We start from the raw sequence: 18,492 nt of genomic DNA on the forward strand, positions 1-18,492 counted from the left end.
AAGTGACATTTTCATAGCACAGTTAAAGTGACATTTTCACAGACGATTGACAGACAACGCAAAAAGGACGCGCCGCACCACCGATCGCCTAGCGATCAGCAGCACCAGCACGCGTCCCCCAACGAGATCGCCATGATGCGCCCCACTGTCTCTTCTCCCATAGCGTCAGGACCATTGGAATGGTCCTGACTGCTGAAGTGCTCCGGTATCTGCAACTTACATCGTAACCTTCGCAGCCGAAAGCGGCATTTCCTCCCGCTTGCATTTCCTCCCTCTTAGAGTTAAATCCGCTCGTGTTAGAGATAGATTCTATCCACTCGCTGGCCGATGCGGCTCACGATCTCGTTCGTTATCGTTCCGCAGCGGCTTGCCATCTCGCCTGCCGTAATGGATGCCTGCCCGTCTTGTCCGATCAGCGTGACCGTATCCCCCTCCTGAACTCCCTCGATATGGGTCACATCCACCATCAATTGATCCATGCAGATGTTGCCCGCGATCGGCGCTCTGTGGCCTCGAATGAGAACCGCTCCCCCCTTCTCCGCGAGAACTCGCGGCACGCCGTCCGCATAGCCGATCGACACCGTCGCAATGACGCTGCCCGGCCTGGTCTTATAATTGCGCCCGTACCCGACAGGCTCAACTGCCTGCATCTGCTTGACCAAGGTCACCGTGGCCCTCCACGCCAGTGCCGGACGCAGATCGACCGGCGCTTGCGCCTGATCGCGTTCCGTGCCGAGCAGGCCGAACAAGGCAATGCCCGGACGGGCCATGCCGCAGCGCAGCTCCGAATAATTGACGATCCCGTAGCTGCTCTGCATATGCAGCGTCCCCGGGTCCAGCCCGGCCGCCTTGATCTCATCGATCGTCTCCCCAAATCGCTTGATCTGGGCATTCGTGAACGCGATAACCGCTTCCGTCGGGCCGTCGGAGCAAGACAAGTGCGTGAACGTTCCGGTGACGCGCAAGTTGCGAAGCCGATACATCGAGCGGATCGCTTCCGTATCGGTCCAACGTTCGCCCAGCCGGCTCATGCCCGTGTCAATTTTAATATGAACGTTCACCGGTTTGCCGAACGCGTCCAATGCCTTGCCGTAATCGGCGCTGATGACGGTCTGCGACAGCCGGTAACGCGCCAGATCATCGAACCGCTCGGGAGAGGTAGAGCCGAGCACCAATATTTCTCCCTTGATGCCTTCTCGGCGCAGCGCAACTCCCTCTTCCACGTCCGCCACCGCGAAATGACGCACGCCTCCAATGCGGCTCAAATGTCTGGCCACCGGAATGCTGCCATGCCCGTAAGCATCCGCCTTGACGACGGCCATCAGCTCGCAATCGGGCGGCAGCAGGCCGCGCAGCTCCCGCACGTTATGCGTCACATCATCCAGCCGTATCTCTGCCCATGACCGGCGGCTCCGGTCCGGCGCGGATCGCTTCAAGCGGCGAAGGAAGAAGACAACGCCGAAGGACATCATAACCGACAGCGTCGCGACCGCCCCATAATGAACAAGACTGTCCCCGACCAGGATCGGCGTGAGGCCGGCAAGCTTGCCCGCTCCGGGTACGAGCACGATGGCCCACGGGTGCAATATATAGATCCACGTGCTCATCTCCCGCAGCGCCGTGCCGCTCCGGCCCGTCTGCTGCAGCAGCAGGAACCCGGCGTATACGGCCGGCACGAGAAATACGTACATGCTGTCGTGGCGCGGCCAGCCGTATGCATGCAGCGCCATCCCCTCCAGGAACAGAAGGGTCAATGACAGCAGCAGAAGACCGGCGCCCGCCGCGGCGGAGCGGATGCGGACAGAGCGCGCTGCCGTCCATGCGCCGAGCGCAAGCGTTCGATACAAAAAATACGTGATGCATGTCCCGAGAATCAGCGCAGGAAGATACCATAAATGATAGAATGTGCCGTTGAACACAAGATCCCGAAGGAAGGACATTACATCGAAATTCTCCTCCGCAAAGTACCCCGCATACCCGTTCAAAGGCAGATACAGTACGATGGACACCGCATACAGCAGCCCGATTCTGCACAGGAAGCGATGCAGCATGCCGCGTTCCCGGGCCTTCTCCCCCGTCAGCTTGCGGAACAGCAAAAACCCTGACATGATAAAGAAAAACGGCACGGCCACACGCGCCGCAATGCCGGTCAACACAAAATCGGCATAGGGGCTGTACGAGATCAACGGAGCGGTAGGAATGGCAATGACCAGCAGGGCAGCCACGATCTTGAAGCGGTCGAGCCCGGCACATTGAGCGTTAGCCGTCACGGTGCGCACCGCCTTTGCGATGAAGGACGGTCACGATGAAGCCGTCCTGATTATTGCCGGACAAGCGGCAGGGCGTGCCGTGAACGACAGGCACCGCGGTCAGGCCATTCGCAGCCTCCGGAACATAATACACTTCATCCACCCCGTACCGGCCCTCGACGATCAGATGCGGCCCATCGCAGGTAAATTGCTTCACATCATCGATATACTCCTCCAGGCACAGTCCGTTCTCCGCGATAATCCGCGAATGCGGGAAGCCGACGTAGCGAAAATGCCACGGCTCGCAAGCGATCCCGGTAATCTGTTCCTTGCCTTCCTCGTACCTCTGAATAAAGCCGTAATCCGCAGCAAGGCGCTTGAAATCCCGGCAGACGCCGCGATCGGGGAACGACGGACAGAGATAGTCGATCGCAGCGGCAGCTTCGCCGACATCCACTGCGAGCCCGGTCTGGTGCTCGCTCTCATTCGGACGCGCGACATAGCTGGCCGTGAAGGCGGGACCGTGGTCCCGCACCGATGCCGCGTAGATGCGGGATTGCGCTTCCTTCGATCGGTAACCGCTGACAGCCACGATGCGCCCCGCGGCACGGCAGGCTTCGAGCAGCTTGTTCAACTGGTGCAAGCAGGTCTGCTCCAGCCGAATTTCCTGCTCCTCGCGATGATGCGCCGCCGGAATCTGCTGCACCGGAAGCAGCTCCTCTGGCGCCGGCGGGCGCTTCACCGGATGGTCACGGTTCACGAGCAGCACATGTCCCTCATGAATCCGCTCCCGGCCAACGGCAATTTCCGTGTATTTTCCCATAAGCGATCTGCGGTTAACCGCATACATCCTCACATGACTCATGCGCTCCGCTCCTCCGCAAGGGCGAGCTGAATCAGCCGGTCCAGGATGTCCGGGAAGGACAGGCCGATCCCGCGCAGCATATTCGGATATCGGCTGGCGGAAGTGAAGCCCGGCATCGTGTTCACCTCGTTGAACACGATCCTCCCTTCGTCCGTCAGGAACAGGTCGACTCGGGCCAGCCCGCGGCAGCCGAGCGTCCGATAAATAGCCAGCGCCGCTGCTTTGATCCTGGCTGCGGTATCGGCGTCGATGCGGGCCGGCATATGAATGACAGACGTCTCCAGCGTATATTTTTCATGATAATTGAAAAATCCGTCCCGAAGCTCAATCTCATCAACCTCCCCCACAATCGGATCGGCATCGCCCAGCACGGCGCACCCCACCTCGAAGCCATTCACATGCTGCTCGATCACGATCTTATTATCATGGGAAAAAGCGAGTATCGCGCCATCCATCAACTCTTGCTTATTGCATGCCTTCGTAATGCCCAGGGAAGATCCGGATCGGGCCGGCTTCACATACAGCGGGAATCCGAGTCTTGCCGCAGCATCCAACGCAGTGTCCAGCGGTTCGTCCTCCCAGATCGCAAGCGACTCCGCCGTCTCGATGTCGGCTGCGCGCACTAACGTATGCGCGATCTCCTTGTCCATGCCGATGGCGGACGACACCGAACCGCAGCCGACGAACGGAATACCCGACAGCTCCAGCAGCCCCTGAACGGTTCCATCCTCGCCGTTTTTGCCGTGAAGGACGGGGAAGACGGCATCAATGGGGGCAAGATGATACTCGGTGCCGACAAGCACGATGAGACCGCCGACGTCCCGGCTTGGCGAGAGACATGCGGGCAAGCAGGCGGGATGGGCATGCCAGCGGTCCTCCCGGATATCCTCGGTGCTGCCGTGATATTTCAGCCATCTTCCCTCGCGCGTAATGCCGACCATGACGATATGATAGCGATTCCGGTCCAAATGATCGATGACCGACGCGGCGGATTTCAAGGATACCTCATATTCAGTGGAGCAGCCGCCGAACAATACGGCAATCGACTTCTTTTTCATCAATAACAAGCCTCCATGAAGTGGTTTTCTACTATGCTTCATCGTAGCTTGTTTATCTTTCAATAGAGTATTAATGTTTATAAAGATTCTGCTAGACGATTATGAAGATTTATGAAGTTTTGTTAAGAAAGGAGGGATGGAGATTGCTACAGTTGAAGGATGTTGGGAGATTCGAGACGCTGCCGACCGGGCGATGCAGATTGTCGAAGGCCATGTTCCCGAGCTCCGCGAAGCGACCGCCCAGGGATGGGATATCGAGGTAGAAATTACGCTTAGCGGGTACACGTCGCTCCGTCCCCTGCATACCGCGCTCCTCGTAGATCAGCCAGGCATATTACGGCAACAAGCGGAACATCCGGCTCATTCACGAAATTACTCGGCTATCGTGATTGTCTGGAGTCCGAAATCCAGATGCATCGGTTATTATGATGTCGAGCATCAGGAATATGCGGATCTGTGCCCCTTTGCCGAATTCATGGCCCATCCTGAAGTCTACTTGGCGAAGAAGATTATCGAAGGGGAGCTATAGCCGGCTACCCCTTTTGCGCTCCGCACGAAAGCGCGGTACTCTATTTTCCCGTTGGCATCCATGCGGATATGGTAGAACGGGCTGTGCTTCGACACATAGAGCGTATGGCGGCGATGCGCCAGAAATTTTCAAGATAGCCTGGCTGGTGAAATACGATTCTATCTCCTCATACCATCGCACTCTCGCCGCTTCCGATTGCTCGCCTTGGAGCTAGCGAAGGAGGGAGCGCACATGACTTCGGCCCTCTTCCGGCAGCGGTGACATGAAATAATTGCCCTTGGCCTGCAGCATAGCCATCGCCGACATCATCCGATCCTTGCCGAAAGCGATTCCCCCGACGATGCAATCATACTTGCTCCCTGCTGTATGCGATAAGCTTGGTTCTGTTATCGGTTACGGTCTTGCTGCTTGATCCGGTGCCGTCGCCTGAATGCGCGCGTGAACAGACCCTTTGGCAAGATATGAAGGAAGGGATGCGCGAGCTGTTCGGCAAATCAGACATTGCTTCCGCCGACAATCGCCATCTTGAATTTGGCCACGAGCTTGGTCATCGGCGTTCTCGTCTTTTACACGGTCGATCAATTAGGGGGGACGTCGAAGGAGGTTGGCTGGATGTTCTCCATCTCGGCATTTGGGGGGGGATTGCCGGGGCGCAAGGACAGAAGCTGCTTCGCAAGAAATGGACAAGAGGAGCCATTTTCCATGCCATGCTCTGCATCGATGCGGTTGTGCTCTGCTTCTTTTTCTTCGCGGGGACCTGGTGGCAGCTCGCGATTCTGTTAGCCTGCCGAATATGTACCACCGTCATCGTTAATATCATTTATTTGGCGATTCGCCAGGAGTCCGGATAGGCGAAACAGGCACTGACGGAATGTCAGTGCCTGTCCTTCTCCTCCGCAGCCGCTACATGCAAGCCGGGCTTCGCCTCCTGCTCCACGACATGCTTCAGGATCGACAGCTTGTTGCTCCAGAAGCGCTCGTAGAAGGAGAGCCAATCCTTCAGCTCCGTCAGCGGCTCCGGGTGCAGCCGGTAGATCTTCTCACGGCCCACCTTCCGTCCGCTGACCAGCTCGGCTTCGGTCAGAATATGAAGATGCTTGGCAATGGCGGTGCGGCTGATCGGGAAATGGCTCGTAATCTGGGAGATCGGCAATTCCCGGTCCGCCAGCAAGCGAAGAACTTCTCTGCGGGTTGGGTCGGCGATAGCCTGAAATACATCGTATTTGGCCGCAGAAGATGACACTTACCCCTCGACCGCCTTGCGAAGACCTTGATGTACGATCCCATCCCAGCCCTGGTTCATCCGCTCGCGAATGACCGCGCTTCTCTCGTTCGCCTTTGCGATAATCGCATCCGCTTCCTTCCACCCGCCGTGAATCAACGTGAACTCGGTCTTGTCCCCCATCTCTTTCAACAGAAACGTGACGACCCAGCCATCCGTGTCCCATGTGAAGGACAGCCGATGCGGCTCCTCGATCTCGATGACCTTGCACGGGGAAGGGCCGAACGGGGATTGAATATGGAATTCATGTCCCGCCTTCGGGGCGAAATTATTCTCCATGAACCAGGAGGCAATGCCTTCCGCCGTCGATACGATATCCCACACCCTTTGAATCGGCGCGTTCAAGACTACGGTTTGCTGGATATCGGGAACTTGATTCTTGTTGTTGGTTTCCATCCTCATTCTCCTTTAATTCGCAAAATATGAAACCGAATGGTTTCGCTTTTCTGATTATATGAAACCTTTTGGTGTCATGTCAATAAGTCGTGCTATTCATTCCGCCAAGCAATATAATCCAATTTCCCCCAATTCCTGCTCGGGCAAACCGAAGTTCACCGTTTGTTCATTGAAAGTGACGTAACGAGGCCTACTCTAGTGGCTAATAATTGGAGTATCTGGGACTCTGCCCCGCCTATACCCACTACACAGCGGCCTTCCTCGTCCACACCATTCAGCTTGTCGTTATCGGGCTCGTCATTATCCGCAAGTATCACTTGTCCTGGACAGCCTTCGGATTCCGAAGGCCCACGAGGAAGGATTGGCTGCAATTGCTGCCCTGGGCGCTCATCACCAATCTCATCTCGCTTCTCGTGCTGTGGCTTACATTTACTTTTCTATGGACGGTCTTCGTAACCGGCAGCGTGTTCGCACTTTTTTATGAAAAAAGGGGCAATAATATACGATGAAGATCCAATCGAGCGAAGGAGTTGAAGCACATGTCCGTAGATGCATACTTGAATTTTAACGGGAACTGCCGGGAAGCCGTCGAGTTCTATGCCGATGTGTTCGGCACAGACAAGCCGCAGATTATGACCTTTGGCGATACGCCGCCCCACCCGGACTTTACGCTTCCGGAGGAAGCCAAGCATCTGGTTATGCATGCCCGTCTTACTATTTTGGGCAGCAACGTCATGTTCTCGGACGTCTTCCCGGGAATGCCTTTTACAGTCGGCAACAATATCAGCTTGGCCATCGTCAGCGAGAACGAGGATGATTTGCAGACGTTCTTCGACAAACTCAAGGTCGGCGGCAAGGTCGTCATGGAGCTGCAAGAGACATTCTGGAGCAAACGCTACGGACAAGTGGAAGATCGGTTCGGAATTTTGTGGCAGCTTAACCTCGGCGCTGGCGGGGATATGGGAGCCTAAGAGCGGTAAATGAGCAAAGGAGCAGCCCTGCTGCTCCTTTTTCGCGGCTTCTAATTGGTCCGGTCAACACAATAACGGATTTTACTGATGTTGCGATACAAACTGCTTCAGCCCTTCCAGGGACATCACTCCGACTTTTTTGTCGACCGCTTCGCCATTTTTGAACAGAATCGTAGCCGGAATGCCCATAATCCCGAATTGAGAAGCGGTATCCGCATTTTCGTCAACATTGACTTTGATTAGTTTCACATCGTGGCTCCCTGTTGCGTCATACGCCTCAAGAATGGGAGCAAACATCCTGCAAGGTCCGCACCAAGGCGCCCAAAAATTGACGACAGTCAATCCTTCGCCTTGCAACTCCTTATGAAATGTGGCATCGGTCGCATGGTAAATTGTCATTCGGATCTTCCTCTCCTCTTGCTTCATTTATTTCTCCCGTGAGCATCCCGGTGTCATGCCGGCCGCGATTTCGAGCCGGTTCCAACAATTGATTGCATTGATGCCCATCACGAGATTCACATATTCTTGTTCATTAAAATGAGTACGGACTTGTTCATCATGATCAGGCACTCCAAGCTCGGCAACTCGCGTAATATGTTCCGCCAGATCAAGCGCCGCTTTCCGACAACACCACCTCCTATTATCCGTAATCTTCCTCCGATAAATCCAAATTGACGCTCATCGCGGTTCGACTGCCATCCGCTGCGGCAAATACCACTTGAGAAGGCGCGAAGTACGAAGCGTCCCCTGCGGCGTATAAGCCGGGTATCGAGGTTCTTCCTCCTTGATCCGTCTTGATTCCGCCCGATTCCGTCTTGTCGCAGCCCAACTGTTCGCCGAAGGGAGCACTTGCCACCCAGTGAGGCGTCACGAAGCCGCCGGCCCGCGGAATCAGCGTTCCGTCCGCGAGGCGAACCTGCTCAAGCTGCCCCTCCTTGCCGACGAAAGCCGCCACAGGCTGCTCCATTACGGCGATACCCAGTGATTGCAGCCGCTCTATTTGCTCCTCCGGTACAGGCGCCTTACCGTTCGTGCAGACGACCAGATCCTTGCTCCAATTGAGGAGCAGCTTGGCCATATGGAACACGCTTGGCGATTCGGACACAATGACAAGCGGTTGATCCTGAAGCTCCCAGCCGTCGCAATAAGGGCAATTGAACAAGCTTTTTCCGTATAGCGGATACAACCCTTCGATCTCCGGAAAAACCTCCTTAACGCCCGTCGCCAGGATCACTTTGCGCGCTTGAAGGCGATGGCCAGACGAATCAAGCACTTCAAATCCCGATGCAGTCCGGTTCAGAACCTTAACCTCGGTTCGCACATGATGAACAAGCGGATAACGCAGCACCTCCTCATAAGCAATGCGGCGGAATTCCGCTGGAGTCACGCCGTCTCTCGTAATAAAGCCATGTGACGCATGCGTGACGGCATTTCTGGGACGGTTGCTGTCGAGCAAAGCGACCCTCCTCCTTGCCCTGCCGAGGACGAGGGCTGCATTCAAGCCGGCGGGGCCTCCGCCAATAATCGCGCAATCGTACATCATGCTGTTCATCCTTTCTAATACAGATATCAGAGACTCATTATATCTATAATGCAGCCAAAAAAATGGTCCTTCACCGCTTCAAATCATGTTCCTGCAACACCGCGCGAAGCGGCGGATCTCGTTACACTTGCGTTTACTGGTGGGCCAGATCCGCCAATTTCGCATTTTGAAGATGCTGTTCCATTTTCTCCTCCGCTTCCTTCATGACCGCTTGAATCAAGCATTCGGTTCCGTGGACAAAGCCGCATTCGAACAATGAAGCAGTCCCCTCGATGGCGTGAATGATATCCAAAAACGTAATGTCATCTTTGTTGCCGGTTAGCCGATAGCCTCCATTGGCCCCGGATACCGATTCAATCATTCCTGCTTTCACGAGCCGCGTTAAAATTTTGGACAGATAGGTCGGCGACACGCCTTGAGCTTCCGCCAACTGCTGGACGCCAATCGGCTTCACCGAAGAAGCTTCTACGAGCATAAGCATCGTGTGAAGAGCATAATTTGTCGCTTTTGAAAATCTCATGACTGCACCCCATTCAAGGACTTATCGTATCTATAATATCCCTGAATCAGCCCCTATGTCAAGCTTCGACTTCACAGCCGCGACCTATCAATGAGAGCTTCAAGGATTTGGCTGTGACGATCTCGTTACTATTTTCTCATTGAATTCTAATAAAGCCGGGAATTCATTGATGTTACAGCGTTTTCATGACATCCGTAAAATAATGGATGCAAATCATATGTTATGTTGTTTATAGGCCTTACCCCAACTTTTCAATACAAGGAGGAAGACCATGAACAACATGAAGAATCAACGCATCGTAAAAACAGTGGCGGGAATCAGCCTTAGCTTTTTTATCGCATTGTCAGGCACAGTAATGGCAGTCCCTCAACAAGCTCAAGCGGCCTCCGCGTCCACTTCCACGGTAGCCGATAATATTATTGCGACAGGGAAAGCCTTTCTCGGCGTCCCTTATCAGTTCGGAGCCAAGTCCGGCCGGACCGATCAATTCGACTGCTCTTCGTTCACGCAGTATGTGTTCAAGAAGAATGGCATCGAGCTTCCGCGCTCTTCGCGGGAACAAGCGACGGCGGGCGTTAAAGTCTCCAAGAACGATCTGCAGCCCGGCGATCTTGTCTTTTCCGATACGAACCGGGACGGCAAGATTAACCACGTCTCCATCTATATCGGCGGGGACAAGCTGCTTCACACCTATAAAGTCGGTATCGGCGTAACGATTTCCGATTTTTCCGGCAGCGCCTGGGACAAGACGTTTGTAACCGCGCGCCGCGTCATTACCTCCTCTGCCCCGACTCAAGATCGTAACGCGGTAGAAAGCTATCAGCAAGCTCCTACCCAGGAGAACCAATGGACTTGGCTACAATAAAAATATGTCATTGAGAGCAGGGTTCGTGCTGAAGCCCTGCTATTTCTTTTTCTTCTTCTGCCCCTGGATTCAGCCGGCTTTATCGATCCAGGCTGTCTTTCTTAATTATTGTTCCCTAATGCAAGGAACATCATGTGCTCCCACGCCGGAGAACTCCCGGTTGCATAGCCAAGCACACACACCCCGCATTGTCCTTGTCAAGGACGTGAAATAACATAACAGCCCTGCTATGGAGCAGGGCTCAAAGAAGAAGCTATAAGCAGTGCGTTGGTTATACGTCTAATTCACATTTATTAAAAGAAACACGAACGTAAGACGATAACCAACAAAATAAACAGAACTAAGATAACGCCTGTCGAAGTAAACAGACCACCGACACCAGTGCAACCGACTCCGCCAACACCACTCATTCCAGCAACCTCCTTTCATGCTAGGTACATACTTATCATATTGGGATTGCATCCTGAGTGACTTGGCTATTCCCCAATAAGCAAAATTTAGGCTTCGCCCAAAATAACTTGCCTGTTTATTTGCATGACAAAAGGCTCCGCCGGGAGCCTTTTTATCCTGCTTATTGTGCGTTGCGCGTACCAGCGTGCATCATAAATACGTAATCGGTAGCCCCTCGAAATGGACAATCTGAGCGGTCCGGATATGGAACGCTTTGTCATGCCGGTTCAACTGAATATGATCGACCGCGACGACGGCCAATACGCCTTCCAGCGTCTCTACCGTCGTCCGGACGATAATCTGCTGGCCTTGATGCCGGCTTAGATGGTCCAGGAATACCGGTTCCAGACAGGTTACGTACTTAGTTGGCTGCGGCACGGCCGGCATCGTGCATATCGGAGTGCACGCGGCGGGATGATGATTGACGTAAGCAGGCTGCACGATCGGGTGAAGGCAAGTCTGAACATGATGCGGCTTGGCGGGCGGTTTTTCTTTCTCGGCAGGCGGTTTGTGTGCGGGCTTCTTCTCGGTCATGGGCGTTTCCCTCCTTTTCCGTCTCATTGTAATTATATATGTGCCGGAACCGGGAATATTCCGGCTGACATTGAATCAGGCCGGAGCATGTATGTGATGATGCCGTTCCGGCAATGGTGATAACATATACCGTGAAGGACCAGGAGGATCAGCATGACCGAGAACCGCCCCATCCATGAAGAACTGCCCGTTCTCCCCCAATCGTACTGGAGGGACACTTGTTCCCTTCCCGCCTTCCCCAAGCTCGAGGAGCCTTCAGTTCAGGCCGATGTCGCCATCATCGGAGGCGGAATCACCGGCATCACGGCGGCCTATCTGCTGGCGAGCGAGGGCTATCGGACCGTCCTGCTTGAAGCCGGCCGGTTGTTCAATGGCACGACCGGGCACACGACCGCCAAAATTACGGCACAGCATGATCTCATTTATCATGACTTGATCGGCACGTTCGGCCTGGAGAAGGCCAAGCTCTATTACCAGGCCAATACGGAGGCCGCTCAGTTCATCAAGCGGCACGTAGAGAAGCACCGCATCATGTGCGAATACCGCGAGCAGGATGCTTATATCTATACGGAGACGGAAGACAGCGTTCGTCGAATTGCGGATGAGATGACCGCCTATCATAAGCTAGGCATCCCCGGCGAATGGGTCGATGATTGCCCGCTCCCTCTGCCGATTAAAGGTGCCATTGTCATGAAGGGACAGGCCCAGTTCCATCCCTTGCAGTATGTGAAGGCGCTAACGGAACAATATCTGCAAGCGGGAGGCACCATCTATGAGAACACGATGGCACAGACGGTGGAAGAAGGAGCGGCTCCGACCGTTATCACGAAGGATGGCTGCCGTGTCACCGCGAAGCATGTCATCTCCTGTACCCACTTCCCGTTCTTCGATGGCAAAGGGTATTATTTTACTCGGCTCCATGCGGAGCGATCCTATGTATTGGGAATCCCGATCGGGGATGAGGCCTATCTCGAAGGCATGTATTTGAGCGCCGACCATCCGAAGCGGTCGGTGCGAACCGCTACCTCCCGGAATGGCGAACCGCTGCTCCTGGTTGGCGGCGAGAGCCACAAGACCGGGCAGGGCATCTGCACGATGAAGCACTATGAGGCGCTGCAGGCATTCGCCGAGCGGCTGATCCAGGTTCCGCATACTGCGTACCGGTGGTCGGCCCAGGACCTGGACACGTTGGATAAGGTTCCTTATATCGGCCCGGTCTCATCGGGTATCGGCAATGTGCTCGTCGCGACCGGATTCCGGAAATGGGGCATGACGAACAGCGCGGCCGCGGGTCTGCTTCTGCGCGATATCGTGCAGGGCAAGGATAGCCCATATCGCGAGTTGTACACGCCGTCCAGGTTCCAGGTGACGCCGGATGTGAAGAACTTCGTCGTCCACAATGCCGACGTTGCCAAGCATCTCGTCAGCGGGAAGCTCGAATCGGTGCAGCGGACGCCGGAGGATCTTGCGGCCGGGGAAGGCGCGGTCGTCACCGTCGACGGGCGCAGAGCCGGCGCCTTCCGGGATGAGGACGGCACGCTCCATATCGTCGATACGACCTGCACCCATATGGGATGCGAGCTGGAGTGGAACAGCGGCGAACGGAGCTGGGATTGCCCCTGCCACGGTTCCCGCTTCTCGATTATCGGCAAAGTGCTGGAGGGACCGGCCAAGAAGCCGCTGAAGCGGCTGGACACGGAAGCTTGATAGACTTGCTTTACCCCGCTACTCCTTAATCTTCAGGCCGAACTGGGCGGCGAAGACAGCGGCTTGCTCCGGGGAGATGATGCAGCCCTGCAAGTCGTCCAGACCGGCGCCCAGCGCCGTGAACGTGCACGCGCTCAGATCGATGCCGGCCAGCGTCGTGCCGGACAATTGCGCTTGATCGAGATCGCAGTTCTCGAATTGCGTCTGCAGAACGCTCGAGCTGTATAAATCCGCATGAACGAGCAAGCACTCCTGAAACTGAACCTGCTTCATATTCGCGAACCGGAAATTCGCATAGCTTGCATTGCAGCCGATGAACCGCACATTGCGGAGCGTCGCCTCCATCAGGTCGATGCCGATAAGCTTGCAATTGCGGAATTCGGCGCGGTGAATGATGGCCCCGCTAAAATCAATATTCGACAAATCGCATCTGTCTAGAACGACATCTATTATCTCCATTCGCGACAGAGCGGTCTCCGCGAATGCGGTATTCCGCAATACCACCTTGTCGAAGGTAACTCGATCCGCGTTCTGCCGTTCGATGACGCAATCCTTGATCATTCCTTCACGGAACACGTCTTCATCATAAAGCATGCCGTGCGGCAATTGCAGTTCAGCCAGCTCCCGCGGCAATTTGGGAGCATCGATTTTCAACTCACCCATGCATACCAGCCTCCACTTTTCTCTGTCTTCTTACTATACCGCCGGGCGGGATGGTTGACCACTGCGGTCTGCCGAACCGCGCTGACGCAACGGCTCATTGTTCCGGCATCACGCGAAGAAGCCGCTCCGGAAGCATGCTGCGTCTTCCGGAACAGCGCCAGATCTGATAACAGATGGGTTTGCTTACGCCGACAGATCCGCCTTGCTCCGCTGTCTCATCGCTGCCGCCTGCACCATCGCGTATACAAGCAGGAACAGAACCATGATGCCGGCGGAATACCGGTACATGACGGCATAGCCCGTGACGGCCGAGATCGCCCCGAGCAGAAGCGCTCCGGCAGCGACCCCGAGATCGGTCGCGTTGTAGAACATGCTGTTCGCCATGCCGTATTGCTCCTTCGGCACGAGCCGGATCATCCAGGCCTGAATCGTCGGCTGAATCGCGCCGAACCCGAGCCCGTACAGCAATGCGGACACGATCAGCATCGGGATCGAGGCTGTATACGATAATATCGTCAGGCTGGCGATAACACAGATAGCCGCCGGGATCAGCACGGCCGCATGGCCTCTGCTGTCGAAGACCCGGCCGGATATCGGCCGGATAAGGATGATCGTGACAGCATTGAACAGGAAGAACAGCCCGACCTGCTCCAGATGCACCGCTTCGCCGAACAGGGCAATGAAGCCGAGCAGCCCGCTATAGGTAACGGACAGAATGACATTGAGCAGAGCCGGGAACAGCAGCTTCGGATGGAAGGACTGCTTCTGCCGGGACACGCCGGCGGCTCGGGGCTGCCTGCGTTCCGGAGGGATCGGGCGGGTCAGCAGCAGGATCGGAAAGATAAGCGCGACGGTTACCGTCCCGATGATGGTCAGCGTACCGAATCCGGCTTGCTTCATGACATTGAGTCCGATCATCGGTCCGATGGACATGGCAAGGCTGGTCGACAAGCCGAAATACCCGATCCCTTCCCCCATCCGGGGAAGCGGAATGATCTGGGACACCATCGTCGGGATAATCGTGCTGCCCATGCCGAACCCGATGCCGTATCCGACTCGCATCAGCAGGAGGGAGCCGACGGAATCGGCCGCGACATAGATGGCGGTCGTTACCGCGGCGGCGGCAAGGCCGATGTACAAGATGACGCTGCGCTTCATCCTCCGCATGAGCGCGGCGGTAATGAAGCGGGTCGCGATCGCGGAAGCCGCGAATACGCTGGTGACTAAGCTGACGGTTACATCCACGGCATGGAATTCATTTTTCACATACGCGGGAAAGGAAGACAGCAGCATCTGCAAATTCAAAAACAATAAAAACGAACAAATCGTTAATGATAGGAATGATTTTGTCCAAAGCGGTGTTGATGGTTCCTTCATCAAGTGTCTCTCTCCTTATTCTCTGTCTGGTAATTCATTCACATGGCTGTTGACGCGGAGAAGAAGCTCGATGAGCAGATCATATTCGTCTTCCGACATACATTGCTTGATGTCATGAATCATTTGCTGCTCGATTGGCGAGGTTTGCTCGATCAGCGCCTTTCCCCGCTCTGTAGTGCGGACGAGAAAGGAACGGCGATCATGCTCTCCAAGGGTCTTGAACACGAATCCCTTCGCTTCCAGATGATCTAGGATCCGCGTCGTCGTCGGCTTATCCTTCCCTGAACGCTCGGCAATGTCTCGTTGAATCAAGCCGTCGGCCCGGCTAATCTGATACAGGATGGTCCATTGCTCCGGCGTGATGTCGTACTCCTTCAAGCGATGCTGGAACAGTGTCGACACCTTGCGATAGGTCATACCCATCACGAAGCCAATGGAACGGAACAGGCGATTCTCTTCTGTCAAGCCGGCAGTCCCCTTTCGATGATCAGAATCAATATAGTTGTCTAAACAACTATATGCCTAACAACTAGAATTGTCAATGGATATCCCACAGCGGCCGCCGGCCATATATTTTGCGGGGCTTGAAACTGACGCAGCGTTATCTTATATAATGGGGAGACATTATGCAAGTAAGGAGGAAGCATCGTGATTCCGATTCAAGATGTGACCAGAACGACCGGCATCACCGTCCGGACGCTCCGCTATTACGACCAAATCGGGCTCCTGAATCCGGCAGGCAAGACACCCGGCGGACATCGGCTCTATTCGGATGATGATTTGATGAGATTGAAGCATATCCAATTTTTGAAGCAGATGGGGTTCCGCTTGCAGGAGATAGATGAGATGCTCGCCATCCATGACCTTGATTGGTCGGTCAGTCTGAACAATCAGCTCGCCTATGTGCTAGAGGAGCAGGAGAAGCTTAAGCAGATGGAGATGAAGCTGCGCGAGCTCATTCATAGTATGGCTGTCGAAGGAGAAGCGAAGGACAATGCGATTCAGAAGTTGATTCAACTGTCCGGACGAAGTCAGGAGACGCGCAGGAAATACCGCAAGCTCCTGTTCCAGGAGCATGAGCAGAAGCTGATGTCGCGGCTGCCAAGAGTGGATGGCAGCGATCCCGATTCGCTGGAGTGGCTCGGGCTCATCGCACAGCTCCGCAAGCATATGGATGCCGGACCGGCTTCGCCCCAGGTGCAGCGCATTATTCGAAGAATTGCCGAGAAGAGCGAGGAAGACTTTCCCGGAGAAGCGGAATTTCTCGATAAACTGTGGGAAATCCGAAAGTGCCCGGAGCAATCCGCCCAAGTCGGGATGTATCCGCTGGAGCCTGAACTGCTGGAGCTGTTCGAGCAGGCGTATGAGCTCTATCTCGCCAGCGAAGATGTTCAGCAGGTGAAGCAGGAGACGGGTTCCTAAGCGGCGAGCGGCCTCCTTCGCTCGCCGCATCCGCCTGCCAAGCGCTACAGCACGGAGGCGGCATAGCGGAGCAGCGCAATGACTGCCATCCCGATAACGACCGTAATGAGCAAGCTCCGGGTGAAGTATGCGGCGGCGAATGCGGCCGCCGCAGCAATGAGCGGCAGCAGGAAGCCGCCTTCGCTGCCGACGAACAGCTCCTGAGCGAGAAGGGCCGACATCACCGCGATCGGTATGTGGCTCAGCCAGTTCTGCCCCCATTCCGGCAGCGGCTTCTTGCTCAGGACGATAAGCGGCAGCACCCGCGGTATCAAGGTAACGAGCGCCGCTCCCGCCAGCATCATGAGAAAGCTCCATCTTACTTCCATTTTTCCATCCACACTCCTACGCTTGCCGCGATAATAATAGCAATTAAGACACCGGCGCTCTTGGACAGGAACATCGTCCCGGCAATGGCTGCCGCCACGGCGCAGCCTGCGACCGCCAAATCTACCCTGAACTTGGACCGTTCCAGCCACTGCAGCATGAACAGGCCGATGAACATCGCTGGCAGGGCAAAATCCAACCCGTACTTCTCCGGCGAGTCGATCCAGTGTCCGAATACCCCGCCGGCCAGATTGGCGACGAGCCAATTGAGATAGGCGGTCACATTCAGTCCGAGCATCCACCGGTAGCTCCCCTGCGTCCGCCCCGTCAGCTTCGTAACAGCAACGCCGAAGGTCTCATCGGTCAACTGGGAGCCGATCAGAATATTTTTCCAGGCGGGCAGATGACGGAAATAAGGAGACATCGCCGCGCTCATTAACAGATGGCGTAAATTGACAAAAAACACAGTAAAAATAATGGCAAACGCGGGGCTTCCCGAGGCGAGCATGCCGGCCACGATGAATTGGGCGGAGCCGGCATACAGAAATATTGACAGCAGCGCGATCTCGGCTAAAGACATGCCAGCCGTTTTCTCCACCACCCCGGCTGCGAAGCCAATGCTCAGATATCCCAATACCGTGGGAAGGCAGTCCTTCACTCCCAGCAAAAACGGTTCATTTCTTGCCGCCGGAGCATTCATATATTGTTGGTTCATGGTTCCTCCTCTGTCCGCTTTTGCTCCTCATATCGTTGTCCGGTGACGACATGGTAGAGCGCAGGATGATTCCGCCACAGCGCATCCAGCTTCTCCGCCCCGACCACGGCCGTTATCTCTTCAATCATGATGTCATGCCGGATATACTCCGTCGCCACCAGGACGAGCACCGGGTCATGCGTCCGAACCGCCCAAGAGGCAGCGTCGCCGGAGAAGTTCGCGATAAGCACCTCCTCACCGTCGCGGGACACGATGGTCAAGCGCCCTCCGGCCCGATCCTTGACGACCTCCGGCGGCATATAATCATGATGGAAGGTCGTCCCGATGCGGTCCTCCGGCGCGCCGAAGAGCACGGAAAACACCTGGACCCCTTCCCGCAGATGCGTCTCCACCGCTTCTTGAACGACAGGCACCTGCGGCTCCCAGACGGACAGCCACAGCTCGTCCTCCGCCCTTCCGATCATATCCGCCATTTCATTCAGCACCAGTTCATCACTGCGGATATGCCAGATGACATCCATGTCCCGCTCCCGCTGCAGCAGCGACAGCTTTTGTTCCAGAAAAGAAAAGGATTGCTCAAACTGATTCCGCAGCCGATCGATCAGTTCGCGGGAAGGGACCGGCGAGTATTTGACCGGATCGGAAGGCACGAGGTGAACGGCCCCCTTATCCATCAGCTTCCCCAGCACCTCGTAAATCATAGAGCGCGGCACGCCGGATCGCTTGCTGATCTCATAGCCTGTAATGGGGTGAACCTTCAACAGTCCAATATAGGCTTTGCACTCATACGGAGAAAAGCCGAGCTTCTGTAACTCCTTGAACACGTCCTCCATGGGGCACATCCCTTCTTGATGCATCTGGTCTCCTCTACGGAGTTATATCTCTAACTACTATTAAGCGGGTAAAGAAAAACGGCCCCGCACTGGGCGAACCGTGTTCGGCCAGCCAGGCCGCGTCGTTAGATTACTACATACTATAAT

Annotated in this window: 23 protein-coding genes; 7 read left to right on the plus strand and 16 right to left on the minus strand. The window is 55.4% G+C overall.

All coding sequences use genetic code 11. From position 1 onward, the window contains the following. Positions 1-296: 296 nt before the first annotated feature. From vanT to vanG, 3 genes are read right to left on the minus strand one after another with little or no spacing between them, the layout of a single operon-like run. Complete coding sequence (gene vanT / locus DQX05_RS26780) at positions 297-2,270, minus strand: serine racemase VanT catalytic subunit (protein WP_119796356.1); 1,974 nt, start codon at positions 2,268-2,270, stop codon at positions 297-299. Then, on the minus strand, positions 2,260-3,114 hold the full coding sequence (locus tag DQX05_RS26785; RefSeq protein WP_259392250.1) for a D-alanyl-D-alanine carboxypeptidase family protein: 855 nt from the start codon (positions 3,112-3,114) through the stop codon (positions 2,260-2,262). The genes vanT and DQX05_RS26785 overlap by 11 nt, the downstream gene beginning before the upstream one ends. After that, positions 3,111-4,172, minus strand: coding sequence for a D-alanine--D-serine ligase VanG (gene vanG, locus DQX05_RS26790; protein ID WP_119796357.1), 1,062 nt, complete (start codon positions 4,170-4,172; stop codon positions 3,111-3,113). The genes DQX05_RS26785 and vanG overlap by 4 nt, the downstream gene beginning before the upstream one ends. A gap of 136 nt (positions 4,173-4,308) precedes the next feature. On the opposite strand from vanG, the gene DQX05_RS26795 reads away from it, so the two are divergent. Both DQX05_RS26795 and DQX05_RS26805 read left to right on the plus strand, forming a co-directional pair. Continuing rightward, positions 4,309-4,701: a hypothetical protein gene (locus tag DQX05_RS26795; protein ID WP_119796358.1), complete on the plus strand. Its 393-nt coding sequence runs from the start codon at positions 4,309-4,311 to the stop codon at positions 4,699-4,701. A 377-nt stretch (positions 4,702-5,078) separates the two neighbouring features. Further along, a complete protein-coding gene (locus DQX05_RS26805; RefSeq protein WP_119796359.1) occupies positions 5,079-5,552 on the plus strand; it encodes a hypothetical protein in 474 nt (157 codons plus the stop codon). Between the two features lie 23 nt (positions 5,553-5,575). Here DQX05_RS26805 and DQX05_RS26810 read toward each other — a convergent pair whose 3' ends face one another. Continuing rightward, a complete protein-coding gene (locus tag DQX05_RS26810) occupies positions 5,576-5,944 on the minus strand; it encodes an ArsR/SmtB family transcription factor (protein WP_119796360.1) in 369 nt (122 codons plus the stop codon). After that, positions 5,945-6,379 carry an SRPBCC family protein gene (locus DQX05_RS26815; RefSeq protein ID WP_119796361.1) on the minus strand — a complete coding sequence of 145 codons (435 nt, stop codon included), beginning with the start codon at positions 6,377-6,379 and terminating at the stop codon, positions 5,945-5,947. A 209-nt stretch (positions 6,380-6,588) separates the two neighbouring features. On the opposite strand from DQX05_RS26815, the gene DQX05_RS26820 reads away from it, so the two are divergent. Beyond that, positions 6,589-6,888, plus strand: coding sequence for a hypothetical protein (locus DQX05_RS26820; RefSeq protein WP_119796362.1), 300 nt, complete (start codon positions 6,589-6,591; stop codon positions 6,886-6,888). A gap of 30 nt (positions 6,889-6,918) precedes the next feature. Continuing rightward, the gene (locus tag DQX05_RS26825; protein WP_119796363.1) at positions 6,919-7,350 is read left to right on the plus strand and encodes a VOC family protein; all 432 of its coding nucleotides are present in this window, start codon (positions 6,919-6,921) and stop codon (positions 7,348-7,350) included. An 81-nt stretch (positions 7,351-7,431) separates the two neighbouring features. Here the strand turns inward: DQX05_RS26825 and trxA are convergent, their stop codons facing one another. From trxA to DQX05_RS26845, 3 genes are all read right to left on the minus strand, one after another. After that, on the minus strand, positions 7,432-7,749 hold the full coding sequence (trxA, locus tag DQX05_RS26830) for a thioredoxin (protein WP_119796389.1): 318 nt from the start codon (positions 7,747-7,749) through the stop codon (positions 7,432-7,434). 241 nt (positions 7,750-7,990) lie between these two features. Then, a complete protein-coding gene (locus DQX05_RS26840) occupies positions 7,991-8,893 on the minus strand; it encodes an NAD(P)/FAD-dependent oxidoreductase (RefSeq protein ID WP_119796364.1) in 903 nt (300 codons plus the stop codon). Positions 8,894-9,026: 133 nt separating this feature from the next. Further along, positions 9,027-9,413, minus strand: a complete 387-nt coding sequence (locus DQX05_RS26845) for an Rrf2 family transcriptional regulator (protein WP_119796365.1) — start codon at positions 9,411-9,413, stop codon at positions 9,027-9,029. Between the two features lie 271 nt (positions 9,414-9,684). Here DQX05_RS26845 and DQX05_RS26850 point away from each other — a divergent pair, with 271 nt between their 5' ends. Beyond that, a complete protein-coding gene (locus DQX05_RS26850) occupies positions 9,685-10,278 on the plus strand; it encodes a C40 family peptidase (RefSeq protein WP_119796366.1) in 594 nt (197 codons plus the stop codon). A 293-nt stretch (positions 10,279-10,571) separates the two neighbouring features. Here DQX05_RS26850 and DQX05_RS32605 read toward each other — a convergent pair whose 3' ends face one another. Beyond that, the gene (locus DQX05_RS32605) at positions 10,572-10,688 is read right to left on the minus strand and encodes a YjcZ family sporulation protein (RefSeq protein ID WP_259392251.1); all 117 of its coding nucleotides are present in this window, start codon (positions 10,686-10,688) and stop codon (positions 10,572-10,574) included. A gap of 190 nt (positions 10,689-10,878) precedes the next feature. Beyond that, on the minus strand, positions 10,879-11,262 hold the full coding sequence (locus DQX05_RS26855) for a DUF2642 domain-containing protein (protein WP_119796367.1): 384 nt from the start codon (positions 11,260-11,262) through the stop codon (positions 10,879-10,881). Positions 11,263-11,415: 153 nt separating this feature from the next. On the opposite strand from DQX05_RS26855, the gene DQX05_RS26860 reads away from it, so the two are divergent. Next, positions 11,416-12,969: an FAD-dependent oxidoreductase gene (locus DQX05_RS26860; RefSeq protein WP_119796368.1), complete on the plus strand. Its 1,554-nt coding sequence runs from the start codon at positions 11,416-11,418 to the stop codon at positions 12,967-12,969. Between the two features lie 18 nt (positions 12,970-12,987). On the opposite strand, the gene DQX05_RS26865 is transcribed toward DQX05_RS26860, so the two are convergent. From DQX05_RS26865 to DQX05_RS26875, 3 genes are all read right to left on the minus strand, one after another. Then, positions 12,988-13,632 carry a pentapeptide repeat-containing protein gene (locus DQX05_RS26865; protein ID WP_119796369.1) on the minus strand — a complete coding sequence of 215 codons (645 nt, stop codon included), beginning with the start codon at positions 13,630-13,632 and terminating at the stop codon, positions 12,988-12,990. Between the two features lie 183 nt (positions 13,633-13,815). After that, on the minus strand, positions 13,816-15,009 hold the full coding sequence (locus tag DQX05_RS26870) for an MFS transporter (protein WP_119796370.1): 1,194 nt from the start codon (positions 15,007-15,009) through the stop codon (positions 13,816-13,818). Between the two features lie 15 nt (positions 15,010-15,024). After that, positions 15,025-15,474, minus strand: a complete 450-nt coding sequence (locus tag DQX05_RS26875; RefSeq protein ID WP_259392252.1) for a MarR family winged helix-turn-helix transcriptional regulator — start codon at positions 15,472-15,474, stop codon at positions 15,025-15,027. Positions 15,475-15,657: 183 nt separating this feature from the next. Here DQX05_RS26875 and DQX05_RS26880 point away from each other — a divergent pair, with 183 nt between their 5' ends. Beyond that, entirely contained in the window at positions 15,658-16,431 is a 774-nt protein-coding gene (locus DQX05_RS26880; protein WP_119796371.1) for a MerR family transcriptional regulator, read from the plus strand. A gap of 44 nt (positions 16,432-16,475) precedes the next feature. Here DQX05_RS26880 and DQX05_RS26885 read toward each other — a convergent pair whose 3' ends face one another. From DQX05_RS26885 to DQX05_RS26895, 3 genes are read right to left on the minus strand one after another with little or no spacing between them, the layout of a single operon-like run. Continuing rightward, a complete protein-coding gene (locus tag DQX05_RS26885) occupies positions 16,476-16,799 on the minus strand; it encodes an AzlD domain-containing protein (protein WP_119796372.1) in 324 nt (107 codons plus the stop codon). Beyond that, entirely contained in the window at positions 16,790-17,512 is a 723-nt protein-coding gene (locus DQX05_RS26890) for an AzlC family ABC transporter permease (RefSeq protein WP_119796373.1), read from the minus strand. Before DQX05_RS26890 ends, DQX05_RS26885 begins: the two co-directional genes overlap by 10 nt. Next, entirely contained in the window at positions 17,509-18,345 is an 837-nt protein-coding gene (locus tag DQX05_RS26895; protein WP_119796374.1) for a TrmB family transcriptional regulator, read from the minus strand. The genes DQX05_RS26890 and DQX05_RS26895 overlap by 4 nt, the downstream gene beginning before the upstream one ends. Between the last annotated feature and the right edge of the window lie 147 nt (positions 18,346-18,492).

The sequence above is a fragment of the Paenibacillus thiaminolyticus genome (assembly GCF_003591545.1).
In the GTDB taxonomy this organism is placed as follows: domain Bacteria; phylum Bacillota; class Bacilli; order Paenibacillales; family Paenibacillaceae; genus Paenibacillus_B; species Paenibacillus_B thiaminolyticus_A.